The following is a 23,924-nucleotide window of genomic DNA, read 5'->3' on the forward strand; positions in this document are numbered from 1 at the left end:
TTAGCCCTCCCCTGCTTTTTTCCGGTATCGCATACGGCGCATCCGTTTGGCAGCACCGCACTCGGAGCCCAGATGTTCGAGCAGCGTGGGTATATAATACCGCCCATCTTCCAGTTTTTTAATCAATCCGACGTGTTCAAGTTTTACCATCCCTTGCTTGACTATGTGCACCGGTACTCGAGTTTTATGGGCGATATACTCCATGCTGCACGGCAATTTCCGCTCACCGACATTTTGTTGGAGCAGGCCGTCTTTACGCAAAAACGCCAGGCACAGCTTCAAGTAAAAATAAGCGTATATTTGGCTTTTATCTTCCTCTTCCAGCCATTCAATGGTTTCGTCCGACATAAAATCCAATCCCAGCCGATAAAAATATATCCGGCCGTTTCTGTCTCTCATGCCGCCTTCTTCAAAGTCAGGAAATAAACTATCTGACCAGTTTCTTTTTTCCATCTTCATGATCTCACCTCCTACCGGCTCAAAGCGCGTTCCCGTCCTTGTTCCTTTGCAGGGCTGCGCCGTGCTACGACGCGCCGTTTCCGGGGCTTAAGTTCAATGGTCCGCTGGATATTATGCTTCGGCCGTTCTTGCGGCGGCGTCTTGGCCGTGACAGCTTCTTGGCATACATCTTTTTCAGCTGTCATTTGCACAGTTTTTTCTTCTTCCTTCTTCAGATCCCGCTCAATCATATGGGACTTCATATAATCGACTGCTTTTTCTGCATCGCTTGCAGCACGGTACAATTCATTGGGATCACGCTTCAACACCTGCATCCAGCTGGTCAAATAGGCCGCATGGTTTTCATAGTGTTTTTTGTCAAATCGGACGTTATATTCTTGCTGAATAAACATAGAAGCCATTTCTGCCCGTAACTCTTCTTTAGCATAATCCGGCTGTCCGAACGTACCTCTTAAATCCCGGCCAAGCCGTTTTTCAGCACCAGTGCTGTGGGCAATTTCATGGGTAACCGTCGCATAATAATGGTCAATCGAATCAAATTTTTCCGGCGCAATAACGTGAATCGTATCGTCCGTCTTGCGATAAAAGTTCTTTGCAGTCTGGTCATGGAAAATTTCAGCTTCACTATTTTTAATGAGCAGCTCCAGCTCGGCGATCTGCTTTTTCCGTTCCGCGGCGATTTCTTCAGCCGTCCGTTCCGGCATAGCCGGGATGCCGTCTATCTGCTTGGCATTAAAAACGGTATAACCGGCAACCCGCCAATAGCGCGTTTCCTTTTTCGGCTCTTCGCTATCCGCCGCCCTTTCATCGCTTTTCTCTATCTCATAGGCCTTCCAAACTTCGATGGCCGTCCCTTTTTCGCCTTTTTTCACATGCCAGCCGTTTTCCTTGGCCTGATTAAAGGTACACCAGCGCGGATCATCATATCCCTTGGCTTCAGACGCAGCCATCAGGGATATGGCATTGCCGCCGCGGTAGGGTTTGCCAGTCACGGCATTGACCATCCGGTGTGCCGTATATCCCGGTTCCCAGAAAAAGGCCTTGCCGGCTTCCATATCAGCGACAATCTTATCTACCAGTTGCTTCCGCTGCTCTTCCAGCTTATTCGGCATCGCCATGACTGGTCACCTCCCCTTCATCTTCCCAAAAATCAGCAAGCAAATCTTCAAGCTCGCCAGGCATAAAAACGTCTTCATCATCTATGGCCCCATACGCACGGGCTTCAGTATCGTTCATCATATACATTCCTCCTTATAATTTACTGTCCGGGAAATCAAATTTGGATATCACCCGGATAGCGATTCCTTCTTTACCGGTAGCAATCTGGATCACATCGTTGTCGTTGTATCCCAGCAGTTGGCCATCGTGCCAGACAGCCTCCGTAAAAGTCAATGTCTTACCATTTATTTCAACTTCTATTCGCATTTCATCACCTATAAAACTTCCTGCTGTTCACGCTGTCTCTTTTCTTTTAGCCACTGCTGGTAATCTGCCTGGACCTCCGGGTCCCGGGCAGCGTTTATCATGCTTTTACAGAAGAACTCAAACCGTATCTTCAGTTCATTTTCATTGACTGGCCGTGCCATCGCAGCTTCCAATTCCGTCATACAAGCCACCTCATTTCATGTCGCTTTTTTAAGTATTGATTCCATGATTTTTCACACGTATACTAAAGATAGAACTAATTCCCATCGGTACTTTGAATCCGCCTGTGGCAGCAGGCGGATTCTATATTTCACTTCTCAGCTCCTACAGCTTGCTGCAATACGTCATACATATCACAGCCGTCATACTTCTCTAAAAAACGGTTCAGCGTGACTTTCCGCACCCGCCGGTTCTTCTTAAACTTCAGCCCAATCAGCAGCCCGGCATCCATCAGCTCCCGCACAAAGGCCGGCGAAGTGCGAAGCCTGGCAGCTACTTCGTCGATGGACAGCAGCCGGTCGACGTCATCTGGGTAGATTCGTTCTTTTTCCATGCAACAAGCCTCCTCCAAGGAATTAACAGTTTTTATACGGTTTTCCGTATTTTATGGGTAAAAAAAAGAACAGAAATTTCTTCCGCTGATAATTTCCTTTCAGTAGCATGATTGGCAACTTTATCAATTTCCCGTTGGGTAAAAGGCACACGATTCCCTAATCTATCATATAAAGCAGTGGTGCCTATTCCTAGGAACTTTGCAAAATTGTCAATGCTCTTAAAGTGTTCAGCAATGAATCCTCTTAAATGAGCATAATTGAATTCTACATTCAATTTTATCGCCTCCTTCTTATACGGTTTTCCGTATTTCAATCGTATCGTATTTTAATCTATCTGTCAACGGTTTTCCGTATTTTTCTTCGTAAAAAAGTTGATTTTCTACGTTTTTCCGTATATAATTTTAGTAACATATAGAAATGGAGAAATACCATGGAAAATATTTTGATAACACGTATAAAACAGATCATGAATGAAAAAAATATTACGCCTGCTGAATTATCACGGTTAACGGGAATTCGCCCATCTTCCATCTCTGATTATTTAGTGGGAAAATACATGCCTAAACAAGATAAAATCGCACTAATTTCAGATGCTTTATCTGTAAATCCGGGCTGGTTAATGGGATATGAAGAAAACCCTAAATTTAACTTTTATGCAACTGCGCATGAGCAGTCACTAATAAAAAAATACCGTCTCATTTCCCCAGAAGGAAAAGAAACGGTAGATACAATTTTAGACATTCAATATAAAGCCGTGCAACCTAAAGTGAAAGAAAACGAGGCAATATAATTTTTGTCAATTTCAAAAATGAATGATAAGTTGGATGAATTACTAATCAAGAATAGCTTGACAAATGTATGACGAGGACTTATACTATTTACACAATCATATAAGTGTTAATAGTGTCCTTGGTAGTAAGCCGTCCAATTATAGGGAGTGCGCCGAATCCAAGGACTTTTTTTATTTTTAGGAGGTATCCTTTTATGAAAGTTGCCATAATGATTGATGGTGGATTTTATCGACGCCGAGCCCAGGCTTGTTTAGGCGAAAAAACAGCTCAGGATCGTGCTAATGAATTGATTCAGTATTGTTACCGGCATTTAAATCGTTTTTCTTCAGAAAGCAATGAATTATATAGAATTTTTTACTATGACTGCCCTCCAATGGAAAAGAAGGTTTATCATCCATTATTAAAGAAAACTATTGATTTCGGAAAAACAGATTTATTCACTTGGACTACTGATTTTTTTGAAGAATTACGTAAAAAACGCAAAGTTGCACTTCGCCTTGGCAAATTATCCGATGAACAAGCACATTTTAATATACGGCCACAAGTTTTTAGAAAAATCATTGCAGGCACCAAATCCATTGATGAATTAACAGAAAATGATTTTAGCATCAATGTTGACCAAAAAGGCGTCGATATAAAAATAGGAATTGATATTGCATCACTGGCTTATAAAAAACAAGTGGAACGGATCATCCTGATCTCCGGAGACAGCGATTTCGTTCCCGCTGCAAAATTGGCTCGACGCGAAGGAATAGATTTTATTCTGGACCCGTTATATAACCATATAAAACCAGATTTATATGAACATATCGATGGTCTCTATACCTGTGATTCGTCCTATAAGCCTCAAAAGTAGCAAAGTTTAAGAGAATCGCACTTATTATTTTGATATACAAATTTTATAAAACGTTTTTCTATGGAGGGGTCTTTTCATGAAAAAGATATTATTGTTTTTACTTTTTTTTATTATTCCTTGGAACATTTCATGGGCATCTTTTCTGAATAATAATCCTAATTATATCAAAATAGACGCATCAATGAAGGACAATATATATATCGAAAAAAATACGCCTGAATCAATACGTTATGAACCTCCCTACTATGTCATTAAGGGCAAGATATTCAGTGAAAATTTTGAATTACAAGCTATTGGAAGTATTACTGTTCTTTTTTATTACAATGACGAAAAGAAAGAAGCATATTATAAACCTATTGGTTTTTCAACTTATTCATCTGATGGTAAATTGTTACAGTACACAGATAAAGACGAAGTTATGAATAAGATTGAACCTGGCACAATAGTTGAATCAATAGCAGATTTATATTTTTTGATATGCTACCAAAAATGCTTTTTCCCTATATGCTAAATCTACTTAATAAATAGTCACAATATTAGATTAAGAAGGGAGAATTGTCATGAAAAAAATTTTAATTATATTGTTATTAAATATCATTGCTATAGCTCCCGTTTTAGCAACTAATTGGCAGCTTTTAGGGCACACAAGTGATAACTCATTAATATATATAGATCGCAGCTCTATCCAGGTATCTTCTGGTTTGGGTTTTATACGTTACAAACAAATAACAGGAGATAAGAGCTATTTAATTGCAGATGTAATTTTAAATGAGAAAAATAAAACTTCTACTGTTTATAATTTAGAAATTTATAGTGCAAATGGAAAATTTTTGGAAGCATATGGATCACCTAATCGACCCCCGTTATATTCGTTAAAATGGCTTCCTATTTCTTCCTCCCCTATAAACGAAAAACTTTATTATGTTGTTTTTTCTTTAGAATAGATAGTCCAATAAAACTGCATATTGTCGGATGTATTGATAATAAAATTTAAGGACAACTCATACTATTGGAGGTGCTACTCGTATGAAAAAAATTATATTCAGTATTATAATTTTCTTTCTCTTGCAATGCTGCACAATTTTTGCGTCGTTTTTAAATAATTCGAATTATGTAAAAATTATGTCCGATATAGAAGCAAATATTTATGTTGACTCAAACTCAACCAAATCTATACGATATGAGCCTCCATATTACATTATTGAAGGTAAAATGTTTTACGAATTTTTTGGATCTCCAGAAATATTTGCTACAACAAATTTATTTTATTACGATTACAGTACTCGTAAAGTACGTGTAAAGGGATTAAATATTTCAGCCTATTCTCCCGACGGTACATTATTAAAAATAGAAAACAAACCATCAGCAATTATAGATGTCTCAGCTAAAACGCATATATCAACAACTGCTTATAGCGAAGCAGCAAATTTTTATTTCATAAAATGCTATAATAAACCCTTTTACAGATAAATTTTACAATTATTATATCTGATTGATGATATTTGATTGTTCAGAAAACGCATCGTACCCGATTTCATACTTTCTAAGGAACTCCTTGGTCGCTGACTCAATTTATCATCAATAATTTAATGGACATAATCAGTAAATAAAAAACGCATGCAGTTACACTACATGCATAATTCGCCTTGATTTCACCATTTTGACAACATCTAGGCTCTCCTATATAATGAAATCCTAGGTGTTGCCAGAATGGTAGGCGGTCAATCCTAGCCCCGGAAAGGGGCGATGCGTATGACACAGTTCGATTTTTTCGCGTTCTTAGTCTTACTAATAACGTTAATCCTCTGTATCAAAGCATAAGAAAAACCGCCTTCGGCTTCCAACGTTAGGCGGTTTTTCAAATCTCTTAATCATTGGGGCTGACCGTTACCGGCAACACCTTTTCTATATCTATTATACGGTTTTATATGGGCCTCGTCAATTAGCTTTTTAGCCAATATCATCATGTTGCATCAAAAAAGAGAGGTGAAAATCAATGACAAAAACAGCCGTCATTTACGCCAGATATTCGTCAAATAGACAGAGAGAAGAATCCATTGAAGGGCAAATTAGAGAGTGTAAAGCATTTGCTGCCCAAAATAATTTGTCAATTATCCACGAATATATAGACAGAGCTTTTTCTGCAAAAACGGTTAACCGGCCCGATTTTCTGAAAATGATTGAAGATAGCAGCAAGCATGCCTTTGATTATGTAATAGTTTATACGTTGGACCGGTTTTCGCGCAACAGGTACGATTCAGCTGTCTACAAGTACAAACTCAAAAAAAACGGAGTCCGAGTTTTATCCGCCAAGGAAAAAATCGCAGACGATCCGTCGGGCATCATATTAGAGTCGGTCATTGAAGGCTGCTCCGAATATTTTTTAGCAGATCTCGCTCAAAAAGTAAAACGAGGCATGTTGGAAAATGTAATAAATGGCAAATGGCCCGGCGGTAATATCCCTTATGGCTTTTACCTAGGACCTGATAAGCATCTGCACTTTAACCATGAACAAGTCTCTGGCGTTCGCCTCATTTTTTCTCTACTAGCCTCTGGGCAAAAATACTCATCAATCGTAAAGACCTTGAATGAAAAAGGCTATCGCACATCATTTAATAAACCATGGACACGAAATAGTTTGTCCCATATAGCCAGGAATCCTATTTATATCGGGACATTTAACTATCAGGGGCAAGTCTTTAAAAATTACGTTCCCCCAATGGTTTCCCTCGCTGATTTCGACGCTGTACAACGTATGTTTAATAAACGTAAGAGAACCGGCCTAGTTTCCCCTAAAAGCGCTAACTATGCGTTGGTAGGTAAAATATATTGCGGTCTCTGCGGATGCGCTTATACGGGCGTCAGCGGCACTTCTCGCAATGGCAACAAGTATTATTACTACACATGCTCATCCAAAAACAACGGTTCCGAGAAAAGCAAGCGTTTGGACAAAAAATGCAGTTCGAAAAACTTACGCCGGGACGAATTGGAAAAAGCTATATTAGACACGACCATTCAAATTCTCTCCGCACCCAACTCTATAAAATCAATTGCAAAACAGGTCGCAGCTTTCCAAGAAAAGAACAAAGATAGCGGCATAGTAGAGCGATTAGAAAAAGAGATGGAAGAAGTGCAGAAAAAGCTAACAAATTCCATCAAAGCCATTGAGCAAGGCATTTTTTCCGAAACAATAAAAAATAATATCGAACGATACGAACATGAAGTGTTAGAATTACAAGAAGCCATTTCTAAAGAAAAGCTAATCGCAAAAGCGTTTACTATAACGGAAGAATTCGTCGAATACTATCTCACATCATTTTTGAAGAAAATAAAAAAATACGACGAATGCAAGCTCGATATGTTCGAAACTTTCATTCGCCGTATCATAGTCTTTGATGATCATATTGAAATTCAATACAATTACAACAAAGATATTCCAATACTCGACAACCACGCGGTATTACCGTGTTCGAGTATGCATAATCTGGTGGGCCCACCTGGATTTGAACCAGGGACCAACCGGTTATGAGCCGGGGGCTCTACCGCTGAGCTATAGGCCCTAAAGGTAAGGTAAAACCCTTACCAAATAATTATACGATAAGAAAATAGACTCGTCAAGTTAAGGATTAAAGAAAATCTTTAATCTTTTCCCGCTTGCCCCAATTGCGCAGCTTGCTGAGAGCCTTGCCTTCAATCTGGCGGATTCGTTCGCGCGTGACGTTAAAATGCTGGCCTACTTCTTCCAGCGTTCTGGGACGGCCGTCCTTCAAGCCGAAGCGCAGGTACAGGACCTTGCGTTCCCTGTCCGTCAGGCAGGAGAACACGTCTTCGATCTGCTCTTTCAGCAAAATAAAGGACGCTGCGTCGTCCGGAGCAATCGCTTCGGAGTCTTCGATAAAGTCTCCCAAATGGGAGTCTTCTTCTTCGCCAATAGGCGTTTCCAGCGATACCGGTTCCTGGGCAATCTTCATGATTTCCCGGACGCGTTCTACGGGAATATCCATCTTTTCGGCAATTTCTTCCGGCAGGGGCTCTCTGCCTTTATCCTGCAGGAGCTGACGGGAAATGCGGATGAGCTTATTAATCGTTTCGACCATGTGGACGGGAATGCGTATCGTCCGGGCTTGATCGGCAATAGCCCGGGTAATGGCCTGGCGAATCCACCATGTTGCATAGGTACTGAATTTATAGCCCTTGCTGTAATCGAATTTGTCGACGGCTTTCAAGAGGCCCAGATTGCCTTCCTGAATGAGATCGAGGAACAGCATGCCTCGTCCTACGTACCGCTTGGCAATGCTGACGACGAGGCGCAGGTTCGCATCGGTCAGTTTTTTCTTGGCCATAGCTCCGGCCTTTAATTCTTCTTCCGTCGCATCGGGCGAATTGCCTCGCTCGATAGCCTGGGCCAACGCGATTTCTTCCGTCGCCGACAGGAGGGGTACCCGGCCGATTTCCTTCAGATACATGCGGACAGGGTCGTCGATATTAATGCCCTCGGGAACGCTTAAATCGACGTTGTGCAGATCGGGAACGGGTTCGCCGTCGTCGTCGACGTTAAGGTCGTCGTTGTCGTTCAGGGAATCGTCTTCGCCGATGATGTCGATGCCCTTATCAGCAAACAGCTCGTACATCTTGTCGATTTGTTCCGGCGACAGGTCGTCCTCTTCCATGACGTTCATGATTTCCGTATACGTGAGACAGCCTTTTTTCTGGCCCGTTTGGAGAAGCTGCTTAATGTGCTGCAGGACGATTTCACGGCGTTCTTGTTCGCTCATCTGCTTTGCCGGTTCTTTTTTCTTACTTGTTTTGCGTTTCGGCGCTTTCTTCGCTGTACTTTTCTTCGCGCCGGCTTTCTTTTCTATTGTATTTTCAACTGCATCTGTCGTTTTTACCATGACGTACAAGCTCCTTTCTCCTAAGACCACTTCTTGATTTCTTCGTTTATTCGCTTGCATGCTGCTAATTCTTCTATAACCCGCTGGTCGTTATTGCGGCTGTACGCAGTCGCTTTTTGGCTGTGCTCGATATACTGCTTCTGCAGCTCGGCTAAGCGGAACCGCCTGACATAATCCATCAGCACGGCTTCGTCCATAGGGACGTCCTGCAAAATCATAATCCGCGCTACTTCTTCCGCCTCTTCCGGCGTCAGGCGCTGCTGAATATCCGCTTTGGCATAGGCCCCCTGCGAGGCGTAGACGTCTAAAATAGTTTGATATATGCGGCGCCGGCGTTCATCCATAAAAAAGGCGATATCGATTTTCTGCCGGATGCGTTCGCATGCCGACGGTTTTTCCAATAAGAAGCGCAGAATATTTTCTTCCGCCACAGCCATGGAGCCTTGTCCACGGGCCGCCGCGTTTTCATGAAACACTGTCGGCGATATGACGACTTGCTGCTGGCCTAATTCCGGATGCTTGGCCACGTATTTATTAAATTCGCTGCGGACAGCTGTTTCATCAATTTGTATTTGCCTGGCCATTTTCTTTAAAAAGCCGTCTAAAACGACCCGGTTGTCTACGGTCGCCACGACGGGAAGAACCATGGCCGTAATGGAGGATTTTCCTTCCAGCGTCGTGCCGTCGTATTGGCGCAGCGCCGTCTGGAGCATATAGTCCAGAGCGTTGGGCGCGTTGGCAACGGCTTCTTTAAATTTTTCCGGCCCGGCTGAATTAATATATTCGTCCGGATCCTTTCCCTGGGGCAGCGACACGACGCGTATCCGCAGGCCCATGCCGCGGACGATCTCCATCGCCCGCAGCGTCGCCTGCCGGCCGGCGCCGTCCATGTCGTAGGACAGTACCAGCTCGTCGGCCTGCCGCTGCAGCAGGCGGGCCTGCTCCAGCGTAAACGACGTACCCAGAGAGGCTACGACGTTGCGTATGCCCTTGTCGTGAGCTGCTACGACGTCCATGTAGCCTTCGACGAGGACCGCCTTTCCCTCTTCATAAATGGCTTTGTGAGCCAGATCCATGGCAAATAATAAGCGGCGTTTATTAAATATAGGCGTTTCGGGAGAATTCAGGTATTTCGGCCGGCTGTCGTCCAGCACGCGGCCGCCGAATCCGACAATGCGGCTGCGGCCGTCCCGTATGGGAAAGATAACCCGATTGCGGAAGGCATCGTAAAAACGGCCGTTCTTTTCCTTCGCCAGTCCCAACAGCACCAAATCCTTTCCCGACACGCCTTTTTTCATAAAGGCATCAGTCAGCTTGTTCCAGCTGTCCGGCGCGAAACCGAGCTTAAATTCCCGGATCGTCCCGTCGGATACGCGGCGCTTGTGAAAGTAGGCCAGTCCCGGTTCTCCGTAATGAGTTTTCGTCAGACAATTATGAAAAAAATTCCCGGCCATTTCATTGATTTGATACAAGCGGCCTGCCAGCCGTTCCCGTTCGATTTCCTCAGCCGACTTCTGGATTTCCGGCAGGGGGATATGAGCCCGCTCGGCCAGCATCGTCACGGCGTCGGAAAAGGAAACGTGCTCCTGCATCATAATGAATTTAAATACGTCGCCCGAGGCATGACAGCCGAAACAATAAAAAAAACCTTTGTCAGCGGCGACGCTGAAAGACGCTGTTTTTTCACTGTGAAAAGGACAGCAGGCCCAGAAATTCCGTCCCTGGCGCTTCAGGGACACATACCCTGATATGACGCCGACGATGTCGTTGGCTTGCCGCACCTGTTCAATGAATTCACTGGAAAATCTCCTCACGCCAATCACCTGTACCTTTAATTATTCCGACGATAATATATTCTCTATGGCCCGGCCAAAATCCTTCTTTTATTTCCAAACCGCGAAAAAAACAGGAGACCTGCAAAAAATCCGCAACGCTCCTATCATAATACATTCCCTGCCCATCGGTCAACGTTCTTTTCCATTTAATTTTATTTGCAAATTGACAAGGGAGCCTAGAAATGTATAGATTTATTTTTTACCATTTTGTATAATATAGATGAATAATCTTAGATTTGCATTAAAGGATGGTATAATGATTCATTTTACAGTAGGCCCGCTATCCAGGCCCACGAGCCTTCTCGGAGCGCTGCGCCATTTCGGCGTCTCGTCGACGCTGCGCCGCCGCATCAAACGCAACGGCGTCTGCACGGTCAACGGCCAGATTGCTTCGACAACGCAGTTTGTCTATGAAGGCGACATAGTCTGCGTCGACCTGCCTCAGGTCAATTCGTTTTCGCCTGAGCCCATCCCTTTGTCTATCGCCTACGAGGACGACTACCTCCTCGTCGTCGACAAGCCCGCAGGCCTGCTCATGCACCCGACGGCAGCCGTGCGGCAGGGTACGCTGGCCAACGCCGTGGCGTACTACTACGAGCAAAGCCGTCAGCACTGCTCGTACCACCCGATGCACCGCTTGGACAAGAATACGTCGGGCTTGTGCATGATTGCCAAGGAACCGCAGGTACAGTCCCAATTCGATAAAAAAGAGACAGCCTATAAACGGCTGTACATGGCGTTGACGGAAGGCCGCTTTCCCAGCCCCTTCGCCACTGTCCGCAGCCCTATCAGCCGCTGCCCGGACAGCATCATTACCCGTCAGGTCATGGCCGGCGGAAAACCGGCCCATACGGATTTCACCTGCCTGGCCGCCGGCGACGCCTACAGCCTGGTCAGCGTCTGCCTGCACACGGGCCGGACCCACCAGATCCGCGTACACAGCGCCTACCTCGGGTATCCCTTGGTCGGCGACGACTTGTACGGCGGTTCACGGGCCCTTATGACGCGGCAGGCGCTGCACGCCTATGCCATGCAGTTCGTCCATCCCATGACGGGACAGCTTATTTCGGTCAATTCCCCCCTCCCTGCTGATATGGCGCGCCTTGTCAGCCAGGCCGGCTGGAATTACATATACGCAAGGCTTCATTAATTTCATTTATTTTTAGGAGGTATGCCAAATGCCATTAGTCGGAACCACAGAAATGTTTAAGAAAGCCTATGAAGGACACTACGCCATCGGAGCGTTCAACATCAACAACATGGAAATCGTTCAGGGCGTTACGGAAGCAGCTGCCGAACTGAAATCCCCTATTATTCTTCAGGCTTCGGCCGGCGCCAGAAAATATGCTAAACCGGCATATTTGAAACACCTCGTAGAAGCGGCTCTGGAAACGAACGACCTGCCCATCGCCCTTCATCTCGACCACGGCGCAGACTTTGAAACGTGCAAGGACTGCATCGACGGCGGCTTTACGTCGGTCATGATCGACGGCTCCAAGCATTCGTTTGAAGACAACATCGCCCTGACGAAAAAAGTCGTCGAATACGCTCACGCCCACGGCGTCGTCGTAGAAGGCGAATTAGGCCAGCTCGCCGGCATTGAAGACGACGTAAAAGTCGCCGCTCATGAAGCTTCGTATACCCGTCCGGAAGAAGTAGAAGAATTCGTAACCCGCACCGGCGTCGATTCCCTGGCTATCGCTATCGGCACCAGCCACGGCGCGTATAAATTCAAACCGGAACAGTGCACGCGCAACGAACAGGGCGTCCTCGTTCCGCCGACGCTGCGCTTCGACATCCTCGAAGAAGTTTCCAAACGCCTGCCCGGCTTCCCCATCGTACTGCACGGCGCTTCGTCCGTCGTTCCGGAATACGTTAAGATCATCAACTCCAACGGCGGCAACTTGGCCGACGCCATCGGCATTCCCGAAGACCAGCTCCGCAAAGCCGCTTCCATGGCAGTCTGCAAGATCAACATCGACTCCGACCTCCGCCTGGGCCTGACCGCCGGTATCCGCCAGCACATGGCGCAGCATCCCGATCATTTCGACCCGCGCCAGTACCTCACGGACGGCCGCCAGTTCGTCCATGACATCGTAGCGCATAAGATCAAATGCGTTCTCGGATCGGAAGGCAAAATCTAACTAAATTACAAAAATATATTGATTTTTAGCGCTCTATATGATAGAATACTTTCTAGTGTTCTTGTAATTTAGGGAGGTGAATCAATTGCCGCAAATTAAATCCAACATCAAATCCATGGAAAAGGACGCAGCTCGTCACGCAGCTAACTCCAGAGTAAAATCTTCCGTTCATACGGCTATCCGCCGCACGACTGAAGCAATTGCCGCTGGTGATGCCGACGCTGTAAAGAAAGCCTTTGATAAAGCAAGCAGTGTAATCGATAGCGCCGCTCAGAAAGGCGTTCTCCATAAAAACAACGCAGCTCGCAAAAAGTCCCGTCTGGCTGCTAAAGTCAACGCAATGGGAAAATAATGTAAATGCTGACAAGGCCCGCCGAATACGACGGGCCTTGTTTTTCTATTCTCAAGGAGGCCTTATGCAGTTCCCCCAGATTTCACAGTTTAGACATTTTCTTATTTTATTTTTCCCTCTCCTGTTCACACAGGTAGCGCAAATCGGCACCAGCGTATTCAGCAGCATATTCAGCGGCCAGGCCGGTACGGTTGACCTGGCCGGCGTCGCCGTCGCCGTCAATATCTGGGTGCCTATTTTCGCCGGCGTCTGCGGCTTATTTTTCGGCGTGTCGCCGATTATTTCCCAGCTTCGCGGAGCCCGCAAGGACAGCCGCATTCCCATGTATATCGCTCAAAGCTTGTACATTGCTGTCTTTTTTACCGTCGTCGCTATCGCGCTCGGCAGCCTCGTCCTGCCGCCCTTTCTCGACTTTATGGGACTGGAACCGGCCGTCCGTTATATTGCCGGCGAGTACCTGTTTGCCTTAGCTCTGGGCATTCTGCCCATGTTTCTCATGGCGACGATGCGCTATGTCGTCGATGCCCACGGCATGACTCATATTTCTATGGCAATTATCGTATTTCATATGGTCATTACAGTGCTCTTATTCCGCCTGCTCATCTTCGGCGGCCTGGGCCTTGCCCCTATGGGCGGCATCGGCACGGGGTATGCCCTGACCATCGCCTCGTGGATCGCCTTCTTCATCTTTGCCGCCGTATTCCAATGGAAGGAGCCCTTTCGCTCCTATGCCATCTGGACGAAGCCCCGCCCCGTCAGCTGGGCCCACTGCTATCACCAGCTGCAGCTGGGAGTCCCCATCTTCATCGCCGTTTTCTGCGAAACGAGCCTGTTCAGCATCGTCGGCCTCCTCATGGCCGAGTTTGGGACGCTGTACCTGGCGGCCAATCAGGCGGCTATCAGCTACGCCACGCTGACCTATACGATTCCCTGGAGCGTCAGCCTGACAGCGACTATCGTCATCGGCTACGAAGTAGGCGCTAAGAATTTTGCCGGCGCCCGCCAGTACGCCCTCCTCTGCCAGATGACGGCCTTTGCCGTGGCGACGGTGACCGTTACGGCGACGTACCTGTTTCTGGACCCGATCAGCAGCCTGTTTACCCACGATGCGGAGACCTTCGCGGCTATCCGCAAATTTCTCGTATACGCCATGGCCTTCGTCTTTCTTGACGCGGCCGGCACGCCCGTCCAGGGCATCCTGCGCGGCTATAAGGACGTCAAGGTCATTACGTACATCGCCTTCGTCACCTACTGGCTCATCAGTATTCCCCTGGGCTACGCCTGCGCTCATCTGACGCCGTACGGGCCGTACGGCTACTGGCTGTGCTTCGTCATCAGCCTTATCATCAATTCCAGCGCCTTAAATTACCGCTTATGGCGTCATACAGCATTTCAACAGTAAGGAGTGATTCTCTTGCCAACAAATGAACAACTGGCCGTCTATGCCAATATCCTGCTGACAAAAGGCCTGAACCTGCAGAAAGGCCAGGTTCTTGTCATCAATGCCCCTGTCGAATCGAGCGCCTTCGTGACGATTTTAACCAAGGAAGCCTATATCTGCGGCGCGTCGCAAGTCGTATGCAACTGGCGCTGCGACGATACGGCCCGCCTGCGCTATGAATACGAAGGCCAGGAACAGTTTGAATCCTTTCCCGAATGGCGGCGCGAATTCAGCCTGTCCTACTACCGCCAAAACGCCGCTTTTTTAAGCCTCATTTCAGCTAATCCCTACCTCATGAGCGGCATCGACACAAAGAAGATCTTTGCCTGGCAGAAAGCGCAGAATGAAGCCTTAAAAGAATATATCGACGGCATGATGGCTTCCAAGACGACGTGGCTCGTCGCCGCCGTTCCCAGCAAGGTCTGGGCATCCATTTTATATCCCCAATTGGAAGACGATGCAGCTTATAACGCCTTGTGGAACCAGATTCTCCAGTCGTCCCGCGCCGACGGGGCTGATCCCCTGGCAGATTGGGACGCTCATCTCGCCAACTTAGCAGCCCGTCGTCAGTGGATGACGGAGCAGCATTTCGCCGCCCTGCACTACACGAACTCCCTCGGCACGGACCTGACGATCCGCCTTCCGGAAAACCATATCTGGCAGGGAGGCGCGGAAACATCTGCCAGCGGCATTTCCTTCAACGCCAATATCCCGACGGAAGAAATCTACACCGCTCCCCGCGCTGACGGCGTAGACGGCGTCGTATACAGCACGAAGCCTCTCGTCTATAACGGCAACGTCATCGACACGTTCCACCTCGTATTCAAAGACGGAAAGGTCGTCGAAGCCCATGCCGAAACAGGCGACGACGTCCTGCAGAAGCTCGTCGCCATTGATGAAGGAGCAAGCCGTCTCGGAGAAGTTGCCCTCATTCCCTACCATTCGCCCATTTCCCTGTCGAATATCCTCTTCTACGAAACCCTATTCGACGAAAATGCATCGTGCCACCTAGCTCTCGGCGCGTCCTATCCGACCTGCCTGGCCGGCGGAGCGGAAATGACAAAGGAAGAAACGGAACAGGCCGGACTGAATGATTCCATGATTCACGTCGATTTCATGGTCGGCTCGCCGGATCTGTCCATTACGGGCATCAAAGCCGACGGCAGCAAAGTACCCGTCTTTCTGCACGGCGACTGGGCAGAATAACGGCTCACGCTGCCTGCATCAGCGTAAATCCCCTCGTTACCTGTCCCTATCGGTAACGAGGGGATTTGTATATTCCAATGCAAAAACGCTCCCTTACGGCAGACGACCGTGCCGTCCTCGCAAGGGAGCTATGGGAAATTCCCGGTATGTTCTTACCCTCTGTAGGAAAGATTATTCGATTCCACTTCGTCGGGAGCCGTCCTGACATGGCCTTTTACAACCGTTCCGTCACCTTTAATATACGGCCGGACCGTCACCGTAGGCTCGTCGGCATAGGGATTTATATAAGAGGAATGGTTGACGTGAGCCCCATGAACGGCGTCATAGGACACTCCGGCGCTGGGATATACGCCGGGATGCACGGTAATGCCGCTGTGAACGGTATCAGGATATATAGGAGGCCGTACGATAATACCATCGTGAACGACGTCAGGAGAAGCCGCAGTTCCCGGATATGCAGCAGGACGGACTGCGACGCCGCTGTGGACGACGTCGGGGGCGGCGCAGCGTCAGGATATACGTCGGGACTTACGACTACGTCGCCGTGAACAACAGGGATTTTTAAGAAGGGCAAGACAAAAACGACGACCAGCAGCGGCACCAAGCCCATAATGCCGAAGGCCTGCTTCGTCGTATAGCCCATTCGATACAGCCATTTTAATATGACATGCAGCACGAGGACTGCTGCAGCAGCTAGGGCATACGTCGTATAGCCGAGAAGGCCTATATGGGACGCGCCAAAGGCTGCGAGAACGCCGTACACATAGGCCCCGGCCAAAATAGCGTACATATTTCGGATGATAAACCGTATGCGCATTATAAAAAATACGACGGCCAGTATAAAGGCCACAGGAGCCAAAAAGGGAAAGAGGACGCACAGCCCGCCGATTATCACGGCCAAGACGACGATCATCTTCAGTACCTGAAAGGACGTGACCAAAAAGAATACCAAAGCGGCGCCTGCCGCAAACAGCGGCGACGTACCGGCCAGGACGAGGGCGATAAAATACAGTACTAAAAAGCTTGCGTGCATCGTCTTGTTCATAGTCGTTCCTCCTGACGGAATTACGCGTCTTCGTACAAATCAATCGTCCGTTCTACAAATCCCTTATACTGCTCGTACTTCTGCCGGATGTCCGTATAGGCATAATGATGGTACATAGGCATCTGCTTCACTTGCCTGAAAAAGGTATGGAAGCATTCAACTAATTTTTTATTCGCTACGACGTAAAACGGGCATACTGACTCGCGAATATACTGAGGATTTTTCTTAAAAAAAGCAGCCGTATAATTGGAATAAAAGGACAAATTCGTCACCTGATATTCCGACATTTCCATAGAGGCCTGAATGACGCCTACAGTGATTTTCGGATTTTTTTCCATAATATCCAGCGCATGCTGCAGGTGCATCTTGCGATAAGGAGCCTTCATCTTGAATTCCTTATCAGTAAAAAACATATATCCCGTTTCGATATAACGGATAATCGACGTCATGGGCAACATAAATTCCACTTCGCCCGAAGCCATCATTTCATCCCACATGATCTGCAGCTGGCCAATCTGCCTCGTCACCTGTTTCGACGCCTTGATTTCCGCCAAAAATTCGGAAACGGCCTGCGTCGGCAGCAAGAAATCAACGCCGTTTGTCAGGAAAAAGAAATATTTGTCAGACGAATAAAAGGCCGTCCGGAACCCAATATCCTCGATTCCCAAGGTTTTCACCGGAGCCAGCGCCGCTTGCTGGTTGGCAAAGCTGACGTAAAACCGGTTATAAATATCCTGGACTAAAGCCGTGTCAGAAATATAGGTACAAATGCCGATGCTGTGTTCGCTTTGAAGAGAATATTGAATAACAAACTCATTTTCCATGATAATCGTATTGCCTTGCTTCAAGACGTCGGAATGATACAGCTTAAACTCGTAATTCAGGTATCTCCCCAAAATGATATACAGCTGCTCCGTATATTTCGTATCACGTGACAATTTTTCCAAATCGATGCCGACGTGAATCGTAATGTGCGGCGCCGTTTCATTTGGAAATTCCAAAAATTTCCAGAAATCGATGTCCAGAAGCGTGCAGAAGTCGCCTAAAATCAGCAGGTTGCTCCCCTCTTTGGCATTTCGCATCTTCTCCTTGAACACGGTATTCATAAACAGGAAGGCGTCGTGATTCCCCGTAATGACCTTCGCCGGTACGGAAGCCTCCTGCCGGTGGCGGCCGTGATGCTTCATAGAAAACCGATAGGCCGCACTCAATTGCTGCAATATTTCAAACTCCGCCGTTTCCCGCGTCACAGGGACGGCAAACAACACGCTCAGCTCGTCGGTCCGCCCGCTGGTGATAACCGCTTCGGCAAAGCATTTAGCCAGTTTTTCATTGATCTGCTCGATATATTTCGTCGCCGGCAATTTTACGCCGTTCACCCACTTGCTGATATAGGATACGTCGTATCCCGTTATATTCGCCAAGACTAAATTCTTCGTTTCCGTTATCGTAATCAGTTTTTTCAATATCACTGCGTATTCTTCAGATACCAAGCAAATACCCCCTCGTTGTGGCATATTGCTATGCTATCATGTTTTTCATGGCATGACAAGAATGAAAGGCATGTCATGAGGAATAGTTATGCAATATTACTGAAAATAAAAATCGCCCGATATACGCAGTAAATTACAGCATATATCGGGCAATTTTATCGTTCCATATTTATTTATTATGAAGAATCTTTATAAGAAATGAATTTTTTTCATAAAGATTCTCACTGACACTTAGCCATCAGGTGCTTGGCCTTTATATACTGGTCGATGCCGACAGCCACTTTCTTCCCTTCGCGCATAGCCAATACGACGGTTGCCGGTTTATGGACGATGTCGCCGGCGGCGAATACGCCGGGCTGGCTGGTCATGCCGTACGGTTCGTCCTTCGTGAAGATATATCCGTCGCCGTTCATATCGACGTCAAACTGGCGCATGCAGTCCAATTCCGGCCGGTTGCCGATAGCGGCAATGATCTTATTGGCCGGTACGACGCCGAATTCTCCTGTCGGCACCATCGTAGCGTCTTCCAAAATCTGCTGTTTTTCGTACTGCAGGCCTTCTACATGGTCCTGACCTACGACAGCCTTCGGAGCCGAGTAGAATTTAAAGGCGACGCCGTCGGCCTTTGCCGCTTCATATTCCGAAGGCAGGCACTTCATATTCTTTTCCGCCCGGCGGTATACGATAGTGACCTTGGCCTTCAGGCGCAGGGCCGTACGAGCCGCGTCGATAGCTACGTTGCCGGCGCCTACGACGATGACGTCGTCTCCGGGCTGAATCGGCAGGTCTTCCTGCTTCGCCTGGCCGAGCTGTACCTGCTGAACCTGAGTCAGGAAATGCTGCGCGTCGACGACGCCGTCGACCGTATCGTTTTCAACGCCCAAATTCCAGCCTACAGGCGCGCCAGTTGCGATGAAGACGGCTTCATAGCCTTCGGCAAACAAATCGCTGATTTGCTTATCCGCGCCGATTTTCGTATTGAATTGGAAGACGGCGCCCAGCTGCTGCAGGTATTCCATTTCCCGGTATACGTGCTTTTTGTGCAGGCGGAACGAAGGAATGCCGAACATGAGCATGCCGCCCGGTTCGGAAGCGCTTTCAAAAATCGTCACGTCGTACTGCCGGCTGAGCAGCTCGTGCGCGGCAGCCAATCCGGCAGGGCCGCTGCCGATTACGGCGACCTTAGCGACAGCGTCGCCTTTTTTCGGAAGGGGCAGCAATCCGCCTTCAAAGCACTTGTCGGCTACAAAGCGTTCCAGCTTGCCGATTTCGACGTGTTTTCCTTTCTTGCCCAATACGCAGGCGCCTTCGCACTGCTTTTCCCACGGGCAGACGCGGCCGCAGATGCCGGGCAGACAGCTGTTGTGCGCGATGTGTTCGGCCGCTTCGCCGATATTGCCCTGAGCCAGCGCATGAATAAACTGGGGAATTTCATTGTTGATGGGACAACCCTTGCGGCACTGCGGAACAGCGCAGTTCAGGCAGCGGCGCGCTTCTTCGACGGCTTCCTTCAAGCTGGCAAAATCGGCGCTTTCCAACGGTTCCTGTTCAAATCCCAAGACGTCTTTATACTCTACCATAGTTTCTCATCCTTTGCGTTTTAATAGTATACAACACGTATAGTATACAACATTTCGACAAAAAAAGTCATCCCGAAACAGCAGGACCTAGTTCCCCTGTTTCGGGATGACAGCTGCATCATCGCGTCAGCACATTCAACGGTCCAGATTGAACCTTAGAATTTTTGACCAGATGCGTCTTTTTTCAGCCATTCGATGAGGACTTCTTCTCTCGTCCGTTTGATTCTGTCAATATCTTCCGGAGTCCAGTTGTACAAGCCCGTGCCGGTCTTAGCACCCAAGTTGCCTTCGTCGACGCATTTCTTCATGACGTCGGAAGCTTCCTTATCGTCAGCCAGGTCGGCGTTCAAGTAAGCGGAGATGTTGTAGAAGATATCGAGACCGCCAAAGTCAGCCGTTTCGATCGGGCCCGTTACGCCTAAGCGGCGGCCGATGCTGTATTTGCAGATGGTGTCGACAGCTTCTGCCGTAGCGATGCCTTCTTTTACGCAGTGCAGGGCTTCACGAAGCAGAGCAAACTGGAGGCGGTTGCCGACGAAGCCCGGAGCTTCTTTCAGCAGCGCAACCGGTTTTTTGCCGATTTTTTCCATGAGCTTCCACGTGATGTCGACCGTTTCCTGGTTCGTCTTAGCGCCCGGAACGATTTCAACCAACGGAATCAGATGAGGAGGATTCCAGAAGTGAGCGACGACGAAGCGTTCGGGATGATCCAAAGCCGAAGCGACTTCTGTCGGGGACAATCCGGAAGAGTCCGTAGCAAAGATAACGTCGGGTCCTAAGTAGGATTCCATTTCTTTGTAAACGGCTTTTTTGATATCCAGATCTTCTGCAACCGATTCGATGACGAAATCAGCGTTGGCAGCAGCGTCTTTCAGCGTCGTTACGCCGTGGATGCGGCTGAGGAGGCCTTTTTCTTCTTCTTCCGTCAAGAGGTCGTTCGCTTTCATAACGTCCAGCGTGAAGTGGATATTTTTCATAGCCCGTTCGATACTGGCATCCTTACGACCGAACATGTTGACTTCGTAACCGCTCTTTGCAAAAGCAATCGCCGTGCCGAAACCCATCGTTCCGCAACCGAGGTTGCAAATCGTCTTAATGTCTTCGAATTTTTTCATGTGTTTTTACCTTCCTTCTCTTGTGTATTTTTAATTTTTACTAACTCTTACTAAACTACACTCTGCTCTCTACTATAATCTTAGACTGCAAACGGAATGAATGTCAAGCCGAAGATCATGATAAGAGCCAAAACGATGAAGGCTACAAAGCTGTAACCGACGAAGTCCTTGAATTCCAAGCCGCAGACTGCCATGAACGGTACGGCGAAGAACGGCTGAACCAATGCAGTCAAGTCGCCGCCAAACATGTAGGCGATAACGGTCTGCGCGTCGGGAACGCCCAAGGCCTTGCCGGCAGGAATAAGGAACGGAGCTTCGATAACCCACTTGCTGCCGCCGGACGGAATGAAGTAGCTGATGATACTGCTCAGGATAGCAGCGATAGCCGGGAACGTCGTCGTCGTGCTGAAGGAAATAACCCAAGCGGCGATCGTATCGACGAGGCCCGTAAATTTCATGATACCAAAGATACCGGCATAGAACGGGAACTGGAGGATAACGCCCCAGGCTGCCGGCGTGGAAGCCTTAACAGCTTTCAGCATAGCTGCCGGAGAACCGTACAGCCAGATGATCAAGGTCAGGAACAAGAAGTTCAAGACGTTGATGTCCAAGGATTGACCGAGGATGAAGAAATGATAGAACAGGTACGCCAGGAACATGAGGCCGATGATGTAGGAGCACCACGGTTTATACGTAACCCATTCGCTCGGCGTCTTGATTTCCACTTTCGTATCTGCAGCAGGCGGATCGATCTGAGCCAGAGCCGGATTCCACTGAGAAATGGATACCATTTTTTCCTTGTTCTTAGGCTGAAGTACGAAGCCGAAGAGGACGAGGATAGCGATGATGGAAGCTGCTGTCAGAATCAGGTTGTACGGATGGAAGATAGTCATGGAAATAGGAATAACGCCCATTTCTTTGACCATGAAGTGGTCAGCCGTAGCGACGAGCAGCGGAGCCGAACCGGAAAGACCCATGTGCCAGATGAAGAACGGCGTCCAGCCGGCACCGCACAGATAGCGGTAGTCGATGGCAATGCCTTTGCGTTCAGCCTGGACAGCCAGGTTCTTACAAATCAGGGCGGCGAATACTAAGCCGAAGCCCCAGTTCAAATAGTAGCCAATCGTGGAAAGGATGACGCAGTATACATATACGCCAGTAGGAGAATTAGGTTTGCTGCAGGCCGAGGAAATGAGGCGCGTGCAGATAGGCGTCGTTGCCAATGCATAGCCCGTAATAACGATTAAGGACATCTGCATGGAGAATGCCAGCAAGGTCCAGAAACCTTTGCCCCAGGCGATAACCGTTTCGAAGGGGCTGGCCGGCGTGAAGATAAGTGCTAAAATAAATGCGACAATAGTAAGAATTAAAGCGATGACATACGAATCAGGTACCCATTTTTGGGCAAAGTCGGTAAAATAATCAGTAAATTGCTTCTTTTGAGTAGACATACTCATTTCTCCTTTCTTTGTTTTATTGTGACACCTTTCACCTAATACGGCGGTCTTCCGCCTTTCCTTCAGAAGACTGCCTTTTCTCCTAATATGCTACACTGTTATTATACCCTGTTTTATATTGAATAACAGTTAGAATTAATAGACTATATTGACCAAATAAACGAAAAATTGAATTCACTTGATTCATATTTAAATTTTAACGAATCATATTGAATACTCTTAAATATTTGCCAACCATTTTCTCGTTATATCATAAAACTGATATATTTTCCCTCCTATCTGCCGGAACAGCACTGTGTACTGCGCCTTACTGCAAAAAAATATCTCTATATATGCTGCCCTGCATGCTCCTTGACTACGGAGATGGCATGCTGTGGAAAGGCAAGAAATTTTTTGACTATACGGGAATATTTCGTTTTATAAATTATTTTTGTGCTGCATATTATTTTATACGACAAATATGCAATGCGACAGGCATACTCTTTGTTCCTAACGTAACAAACCGCCCCCTGCTGACAGACAGGGAGCGGTTCACTGGGAATGGACTATTTTTTCTCCATATTTCTCTTCAATTGTTCTAATACTTTCTTGGCCTTTTGACGGCGGTTCCAATACCACAGGCCGCCGTATACGATGACGACGATGACGATCAGGACCGTCAGGCGGCCGGCGTTGTCTTCCAGCATTACGACGTCGTGCCCGACGACGACTTCCACGGCAACGGAAGGCAGCTTGCCGATCAGCGTGCCCAGTATATAATCGCGGTAGCTGATGCTGCTCAGCGCCCCCAGGGCCGTAATCAGCCCGTTCGGCGAGTACGGCAGAGCTCTGGCGACGGCCATGGATTTCAGCGTGCTGTATTCGTCCAGCTTGCTGAGCATACGGCTCTTTTCAATGAGCTCCTTAGCTTTATGGCGAAACAGCGTCCGCATGAAAAAGAAGCTGATGACGACGCCGATCGTCTCGGCCAGCCAGGAAATGACCGTCCCGGCGGCGATGCCGAATAAGACGCCGTTAGCCGCCGAAATAAAGATAGACGGGAGAAATCCGACGATATTGATGACGATGTCGATGATCATGCTGACGACGACGGCCCACACGCCGAAGGAGCGCAGGTATTCAATCGTCCCGTCTAAATTGCCGCTGACGGACAAGTCCCATACAGTGCGGTAAAAATCGGGTATCAGCAGGTGAATGCCGCCTAATACGCCGATCAGCAAGGCAAAGAATATAATTTTTATATGTGTTTCCGACAAAGTAGCAGCGTGTTTCATGG

General features: G+C 47.7%; 26 protein-coding genes and 1 tRNA gene. 11 read left to right on the plus strand and 16 right to left on the minus strand.

What is annotated here, in order from left to right:
• The 7 genes from DKB62_RS01475 to DKB62_RS01490 all read right to left on the minus strand — a co-directional run bounded on the left by DKB62_RS01475 (position 1) and on the right by DKB62_RS01490 (position 2,712).
• Positions 1-459 carry a phage replisome organizer N-terminal domain-containing protein gene (locus DKB62_RS01475; RefSeq protein WP_107195953.1) on the minus strand — a complete coding sequence of 153 codons (459 nt, stop codon included), beginning with the start codon at positions 457-459 and terminating at the stop codon, positions 1-3.
• Positions 460-470: 11 nt separating this feature from the next.
• Complete coding sequence (locus DKB62_RS01480; protein WP_107195952.1) at positions 471-1,577, minus strand: ArdC family protein; 1,107 nt, start codon at positions 1,575-1,577, stop codon at positions 471-473.
• The gene (locus DKB62_RS12480) at positions 1,561-1,698 is read right to left on the minus strand and encodes a hypothetical protein (protein WP_157949686.1); all 138 of its coding nucleotides are present in this window, start codon (positions 1,696-1,698) and stop codon (positions 1,561-1,563) included. The genes DKB62_RS01480 and DKB62_RS12480 overlap by 17 nt, the downstream gene beginning before the upstream one ends.
• A 12-nt stretch (positions 1,699-1,710) precedes the next feature.
• Positions 1,711-1,884, minus strand: coding sequence for a hypothetical protein (locus tag DKB62_RS12485; protein ID WP_157949685.1), 174 nt, complete (start codon positions 1,882-1,884; stop codon positions 1,711-1,713).
• Positions 1,885-1,892: 8 nt separating this feature from the next.
• Positions 1,893-2,066, minus strand: coding sequence for a hypothetical protein (locus tag DKB62_RS12490; RefSeq protein ID WP_157949684.1), 174 nt, complete (start codon positions 2,064-2,066; stop codon positions 1,893-1,895).
• A gap of 128 nt (positions 2,067-2,194) precedes the next feature.
• Positions 2,195-2,437, minus strand: coding sequence for a helix-turn-helix domain-containing protein (locus tag DKB62_RS01485; protein ID WP_107195951.1), 243 nt, complete (start codon positions 2,435-2,437; stop codon positions 2,195-2,197).
• 32 nt (positions 2,438-2,469) lie between these two features.
• Positions 2,470-2,712 (minus strand): helix-turn-helix domain-containing protein, encoded by a 243-nt coding sequence (locus DKB62_RS01490; RefSeq protein ID WP_232818786.1) that lies wholly within the window; start codon positions 2,710-2,712, stop codon positions 2,470-2,472.
• Between the two features lie 156 nt (positions 2,713-2,868).
• On the opposite strand from DKB62_RS01490, the gene DKB62_RS01495 reads away from it, so the two are divergent.
• The 6 genes from DKB62_RS01495 to DKB62_RS12940 all read left to right on the plus strand — a co-directional run bounded on the left by DKB62_RS01495 (position 2,869) and on the right by DKB62_RS12940 (position 7,614).
• Positions 2,869-3,228 (plus strand): helix-turn-helix domain-containing protein, encoded by a 360-nt coding sequence (locus tag DKB62_RS01495; RefSeq protein WP_107195950.1) that lies wholly within the window; start codon positions 2,869-2,871, stop codon positions 3,226-3,228.
• A gap of 194 nt (positions 3,229-3,422) precedes the next feature.
• Complete coding sequence (locus DKB62_RS01500; protein ID WP_107195949.1) at positions 3,423-4,085, plus strand: NYN domain-containing protein; 663 nt, start codon at positions 3,423-3,425, stop codon at positions 4,083-4,085.
• 76 nt (positions 4,086-4,161) lie between these two features.
• Complete coding sequence (locus DKB62_RS01505; RefSeq protein ID WP_107195948.1) at positions 4,162-4,596, plus strand: hypothetical protein; 435 nt, start codon at positions 4,162-4,164, stop codon at positions 4,594-4,596.
• Between the two features lie 49 nt (positions 4,597-4,645).
• Entirely contained in the window at positions 4,646-5,029 is a 384-nt protein-coding gene (locus DKB62_RS12495; protein ID WP_157949683.1) for a hypothetical protein, read from the plus strand.
• A gap of 82 nt (positions 5,030-5,111) precedes the next feature.
• Positions 5,112-5,555, plus strand: a complete 444-nt coding sequence (locus DKB62_RS12500) for a hypothetical protein (RefSeq protein ID WP_162860278.1) — start codon at positions 5,112-5,114, stop codon at positions 5,553-5,555.
• A gap of 526 nt (positions 5,556-6,081) precedes the next feature.
• Positions 6,082-7,614, plus strand: a complete 1,533-nt coding sequence (locus tag DKB62_RS12940) for a recombinase family protein (protein ID WP_353866909.1) — start codon at positions 6,082-6,084, stop codon at positions 7,612-7,614.
• Here DKB62_RS12940 and DKB62_RS01520 read toward each other — a convergent pair.
• The 3 genes from DKB62_RS01520 to dnaG all read right to left on the minus strand — a co-directional run bounded on the left by DKB62_RS01520 (position 7,571) and on the right by dnaG (position 10,794).
• Positions 7,571-7,645: transfer RNA gene (locus tag DKB62_RS01520), tRNA-Ile, on the minus strand. The genes DKB62_RS12940 and DKB62_RS01520 overlap by 44 nt on opposite strands.
• 66 nt (positions 7,646-7,711) lie before the next feature.
• Positions 7,712-8,980: an RNA polymerase sigma factor RpoD gene (gene rpoD, locus DKB62_RS01525; protein ID WP_087477174.1), complete on the minus strand. Its 1,269-nt coding sequence runs from the start codon at positions 8,978-8,980 to the stop codon at positions 7,712-7,714.
• Between the two features lie 20 nt (positions 8,981-9,000).
• On the minus strand, positions 9,001-10,794 hold the full coding sequence (gene dnaG, locus DKB62_RS01530; protein WP_107195947.1) for a DNA primase: 1,794 nt from the start codon (positions 10,792-10,794) through the stop codon (positions 9,001-9,003).
• Positions 10,795-11,071: 277 nt separating this feature from the next.
• Between dnaG and DKB62_RS01535 the strand changes: the two genes are divergently transcribed.
• The 5 genes from DKB62_RS01535 to DKB62_RS01555 all read left to right on the plus strand — a co-directional run bounded on the left by DKB62_RS01535 (position 11,072) and on the right by DKB62_RS01555 (position 15,958).
• A complete protein-coding gene (locus DKB62_RS01535) occupies positions 11,072-11,965 on the plus strand; it encodes an RluA family pseudouridine synthase (RefSeq protein WP_162860279.1) in 894 nt (297 codons plus the stop codon).
• A gap of 28 nt (positions 11,966-11,993) precedes the next feature.
• Entirely contained in the window at positions 11,994-12,959 is a 966-nt protein-coding gene (gene fba / locus DKB62_RS01540; RefSeq protein WP_087477027.1) for a class II fructose-1,6-bisphosphate aldolase, read from the plus strand.
• Positions 12,960-13,044: 85 nt separating this feature from the next.
• Positions 13,045-13,311: a 30S ribosomal protein S20 gene (rpsT, locus tag DKB62_RS01545; RefSeq protein ID WP_087477028.1), complete on the plus strand. Its 267-nt coding sequence runs from the start codon at positions 13,045-13,047 to the stop codon at positions 13,309-13,311.
• 64 nt (positions 13,312-13,375) lie between these two features.
• Positions 13,376-14,713: an MATE family efflux transporter gene (locus DKB62_RS01550; protein ID WP_107195946.1), complete on the plus strand. Its 1,338-nt coding sequence runs from the start codon at positions 13,376-13,378 to the stop codon at positions 14,711-14,713.
• Between the two features lie 3 nt (positions 14,714-14,716).
• Positions 14,717-15,958: an aminopeptidase gene (locus tag DKB62_RS01555; protein ID WP_240320126.1), complete on the plus strand. Its 1,242-nt coding sequence runs from the start codon at positions 14,717-14,719 to the stop codon at positions 15,956-15,958.
• A 280-nt stretch (positions 15,959-16,238) separates the two neighbouring features.
• Here the strand turns inward: DKB62_RS01555 and DKB62_RS01560 are convergent, their stop codons facing one another.
• The 6 genes from DKB62_RS01560 to DKB62_RS01585 all read right to left on the minus strand — a co-directional run bounded on the left by DKB62_RS01560 (position 16,239) and on the right by DKB62_RS01585 (position 23,922).
• A complete protein-coding gene (locus DKB62_RS01560) occupies positions 16,239-17,003 on the minus strand; it encodes a hypothetical protein (RefSeq protein ID WP_107195944.1) in 765 nt (254 codons plus the stop codon).
• A gap of 20 nt (positions 17,004-17,023) precedes the next feature.
• Positions 17,024-18,496 (minus strand): hypothetical protein, encoded by a 1,473-nt coding sequence (locus DKB62_RS01565; protein ID WP_107195943.1) that lies wholly within the window; start codon positions 18,494-18,496, stop codon positions 17,024-17,026.
• Between the two features lie 221 nt (positions 18,497-18,717).
• Positions 18,718-20,076: an NAD(P)-dependent oxidoreductase gene (locus DKB62_RS01570; RefSeq protein WP_107195942.1), complete on the minus strand. Its 1,359-nt coding sequence runs from the start codon at positions 20,074-20,076 to the stop codon at positions 18,718-18,720.
• A gap of 155 nt (positions 20,077-20,231) precedes the next feature.
• A complete protein-coding gene (locus DKB62_RS01575; protein WP_107195941.1) occupies positions 20,232-21,191 on the minus strand; it encodes a 3-hydroxyacyl-CoA dehydrogenase family protein in 960 nt (319 codons plus the stop codon).
• 80 nt (positions 21,192-21,271) lie between these two features.
• Positions 21,272-22,642 carry a short-chain fatty acid transporter gene (locus DKB62_RS01580; RefSeq protein WP_232818785.1) on the minus strand — a complete coding sequence of 457 codons (1,371 nt, stop codon included), beginning with the start codon at positions 22,640-22,642 and terminating at the stop codon, positions 21,272-21,274.
• Positions 22,643-23,193: 551 nt separating this feature from the next.
• The gene (locus tag DKB62_RS01585; protein WP_107195940.1) at positions 23,194-23,922 is read right to left on the minus strand and encodes a TVP38/TMEM64 family protein; all 729 of its coding nucleotides are present in this window, start codon (positions 23,920-23,922) and stop codon (positions 23,194-23,196) included.
• Positions 23,923-23,924: the final 2 nt, after the last annotated feature.

The organism is Megasphaera stantonii, assembly GCF_003367905.1.
Classification (GTDB): Bacteria; Bacillota; Negativicutes; order Veillonellales; family Megasphaeraceae; genus Megasphaera; species Megasphaera stantonii.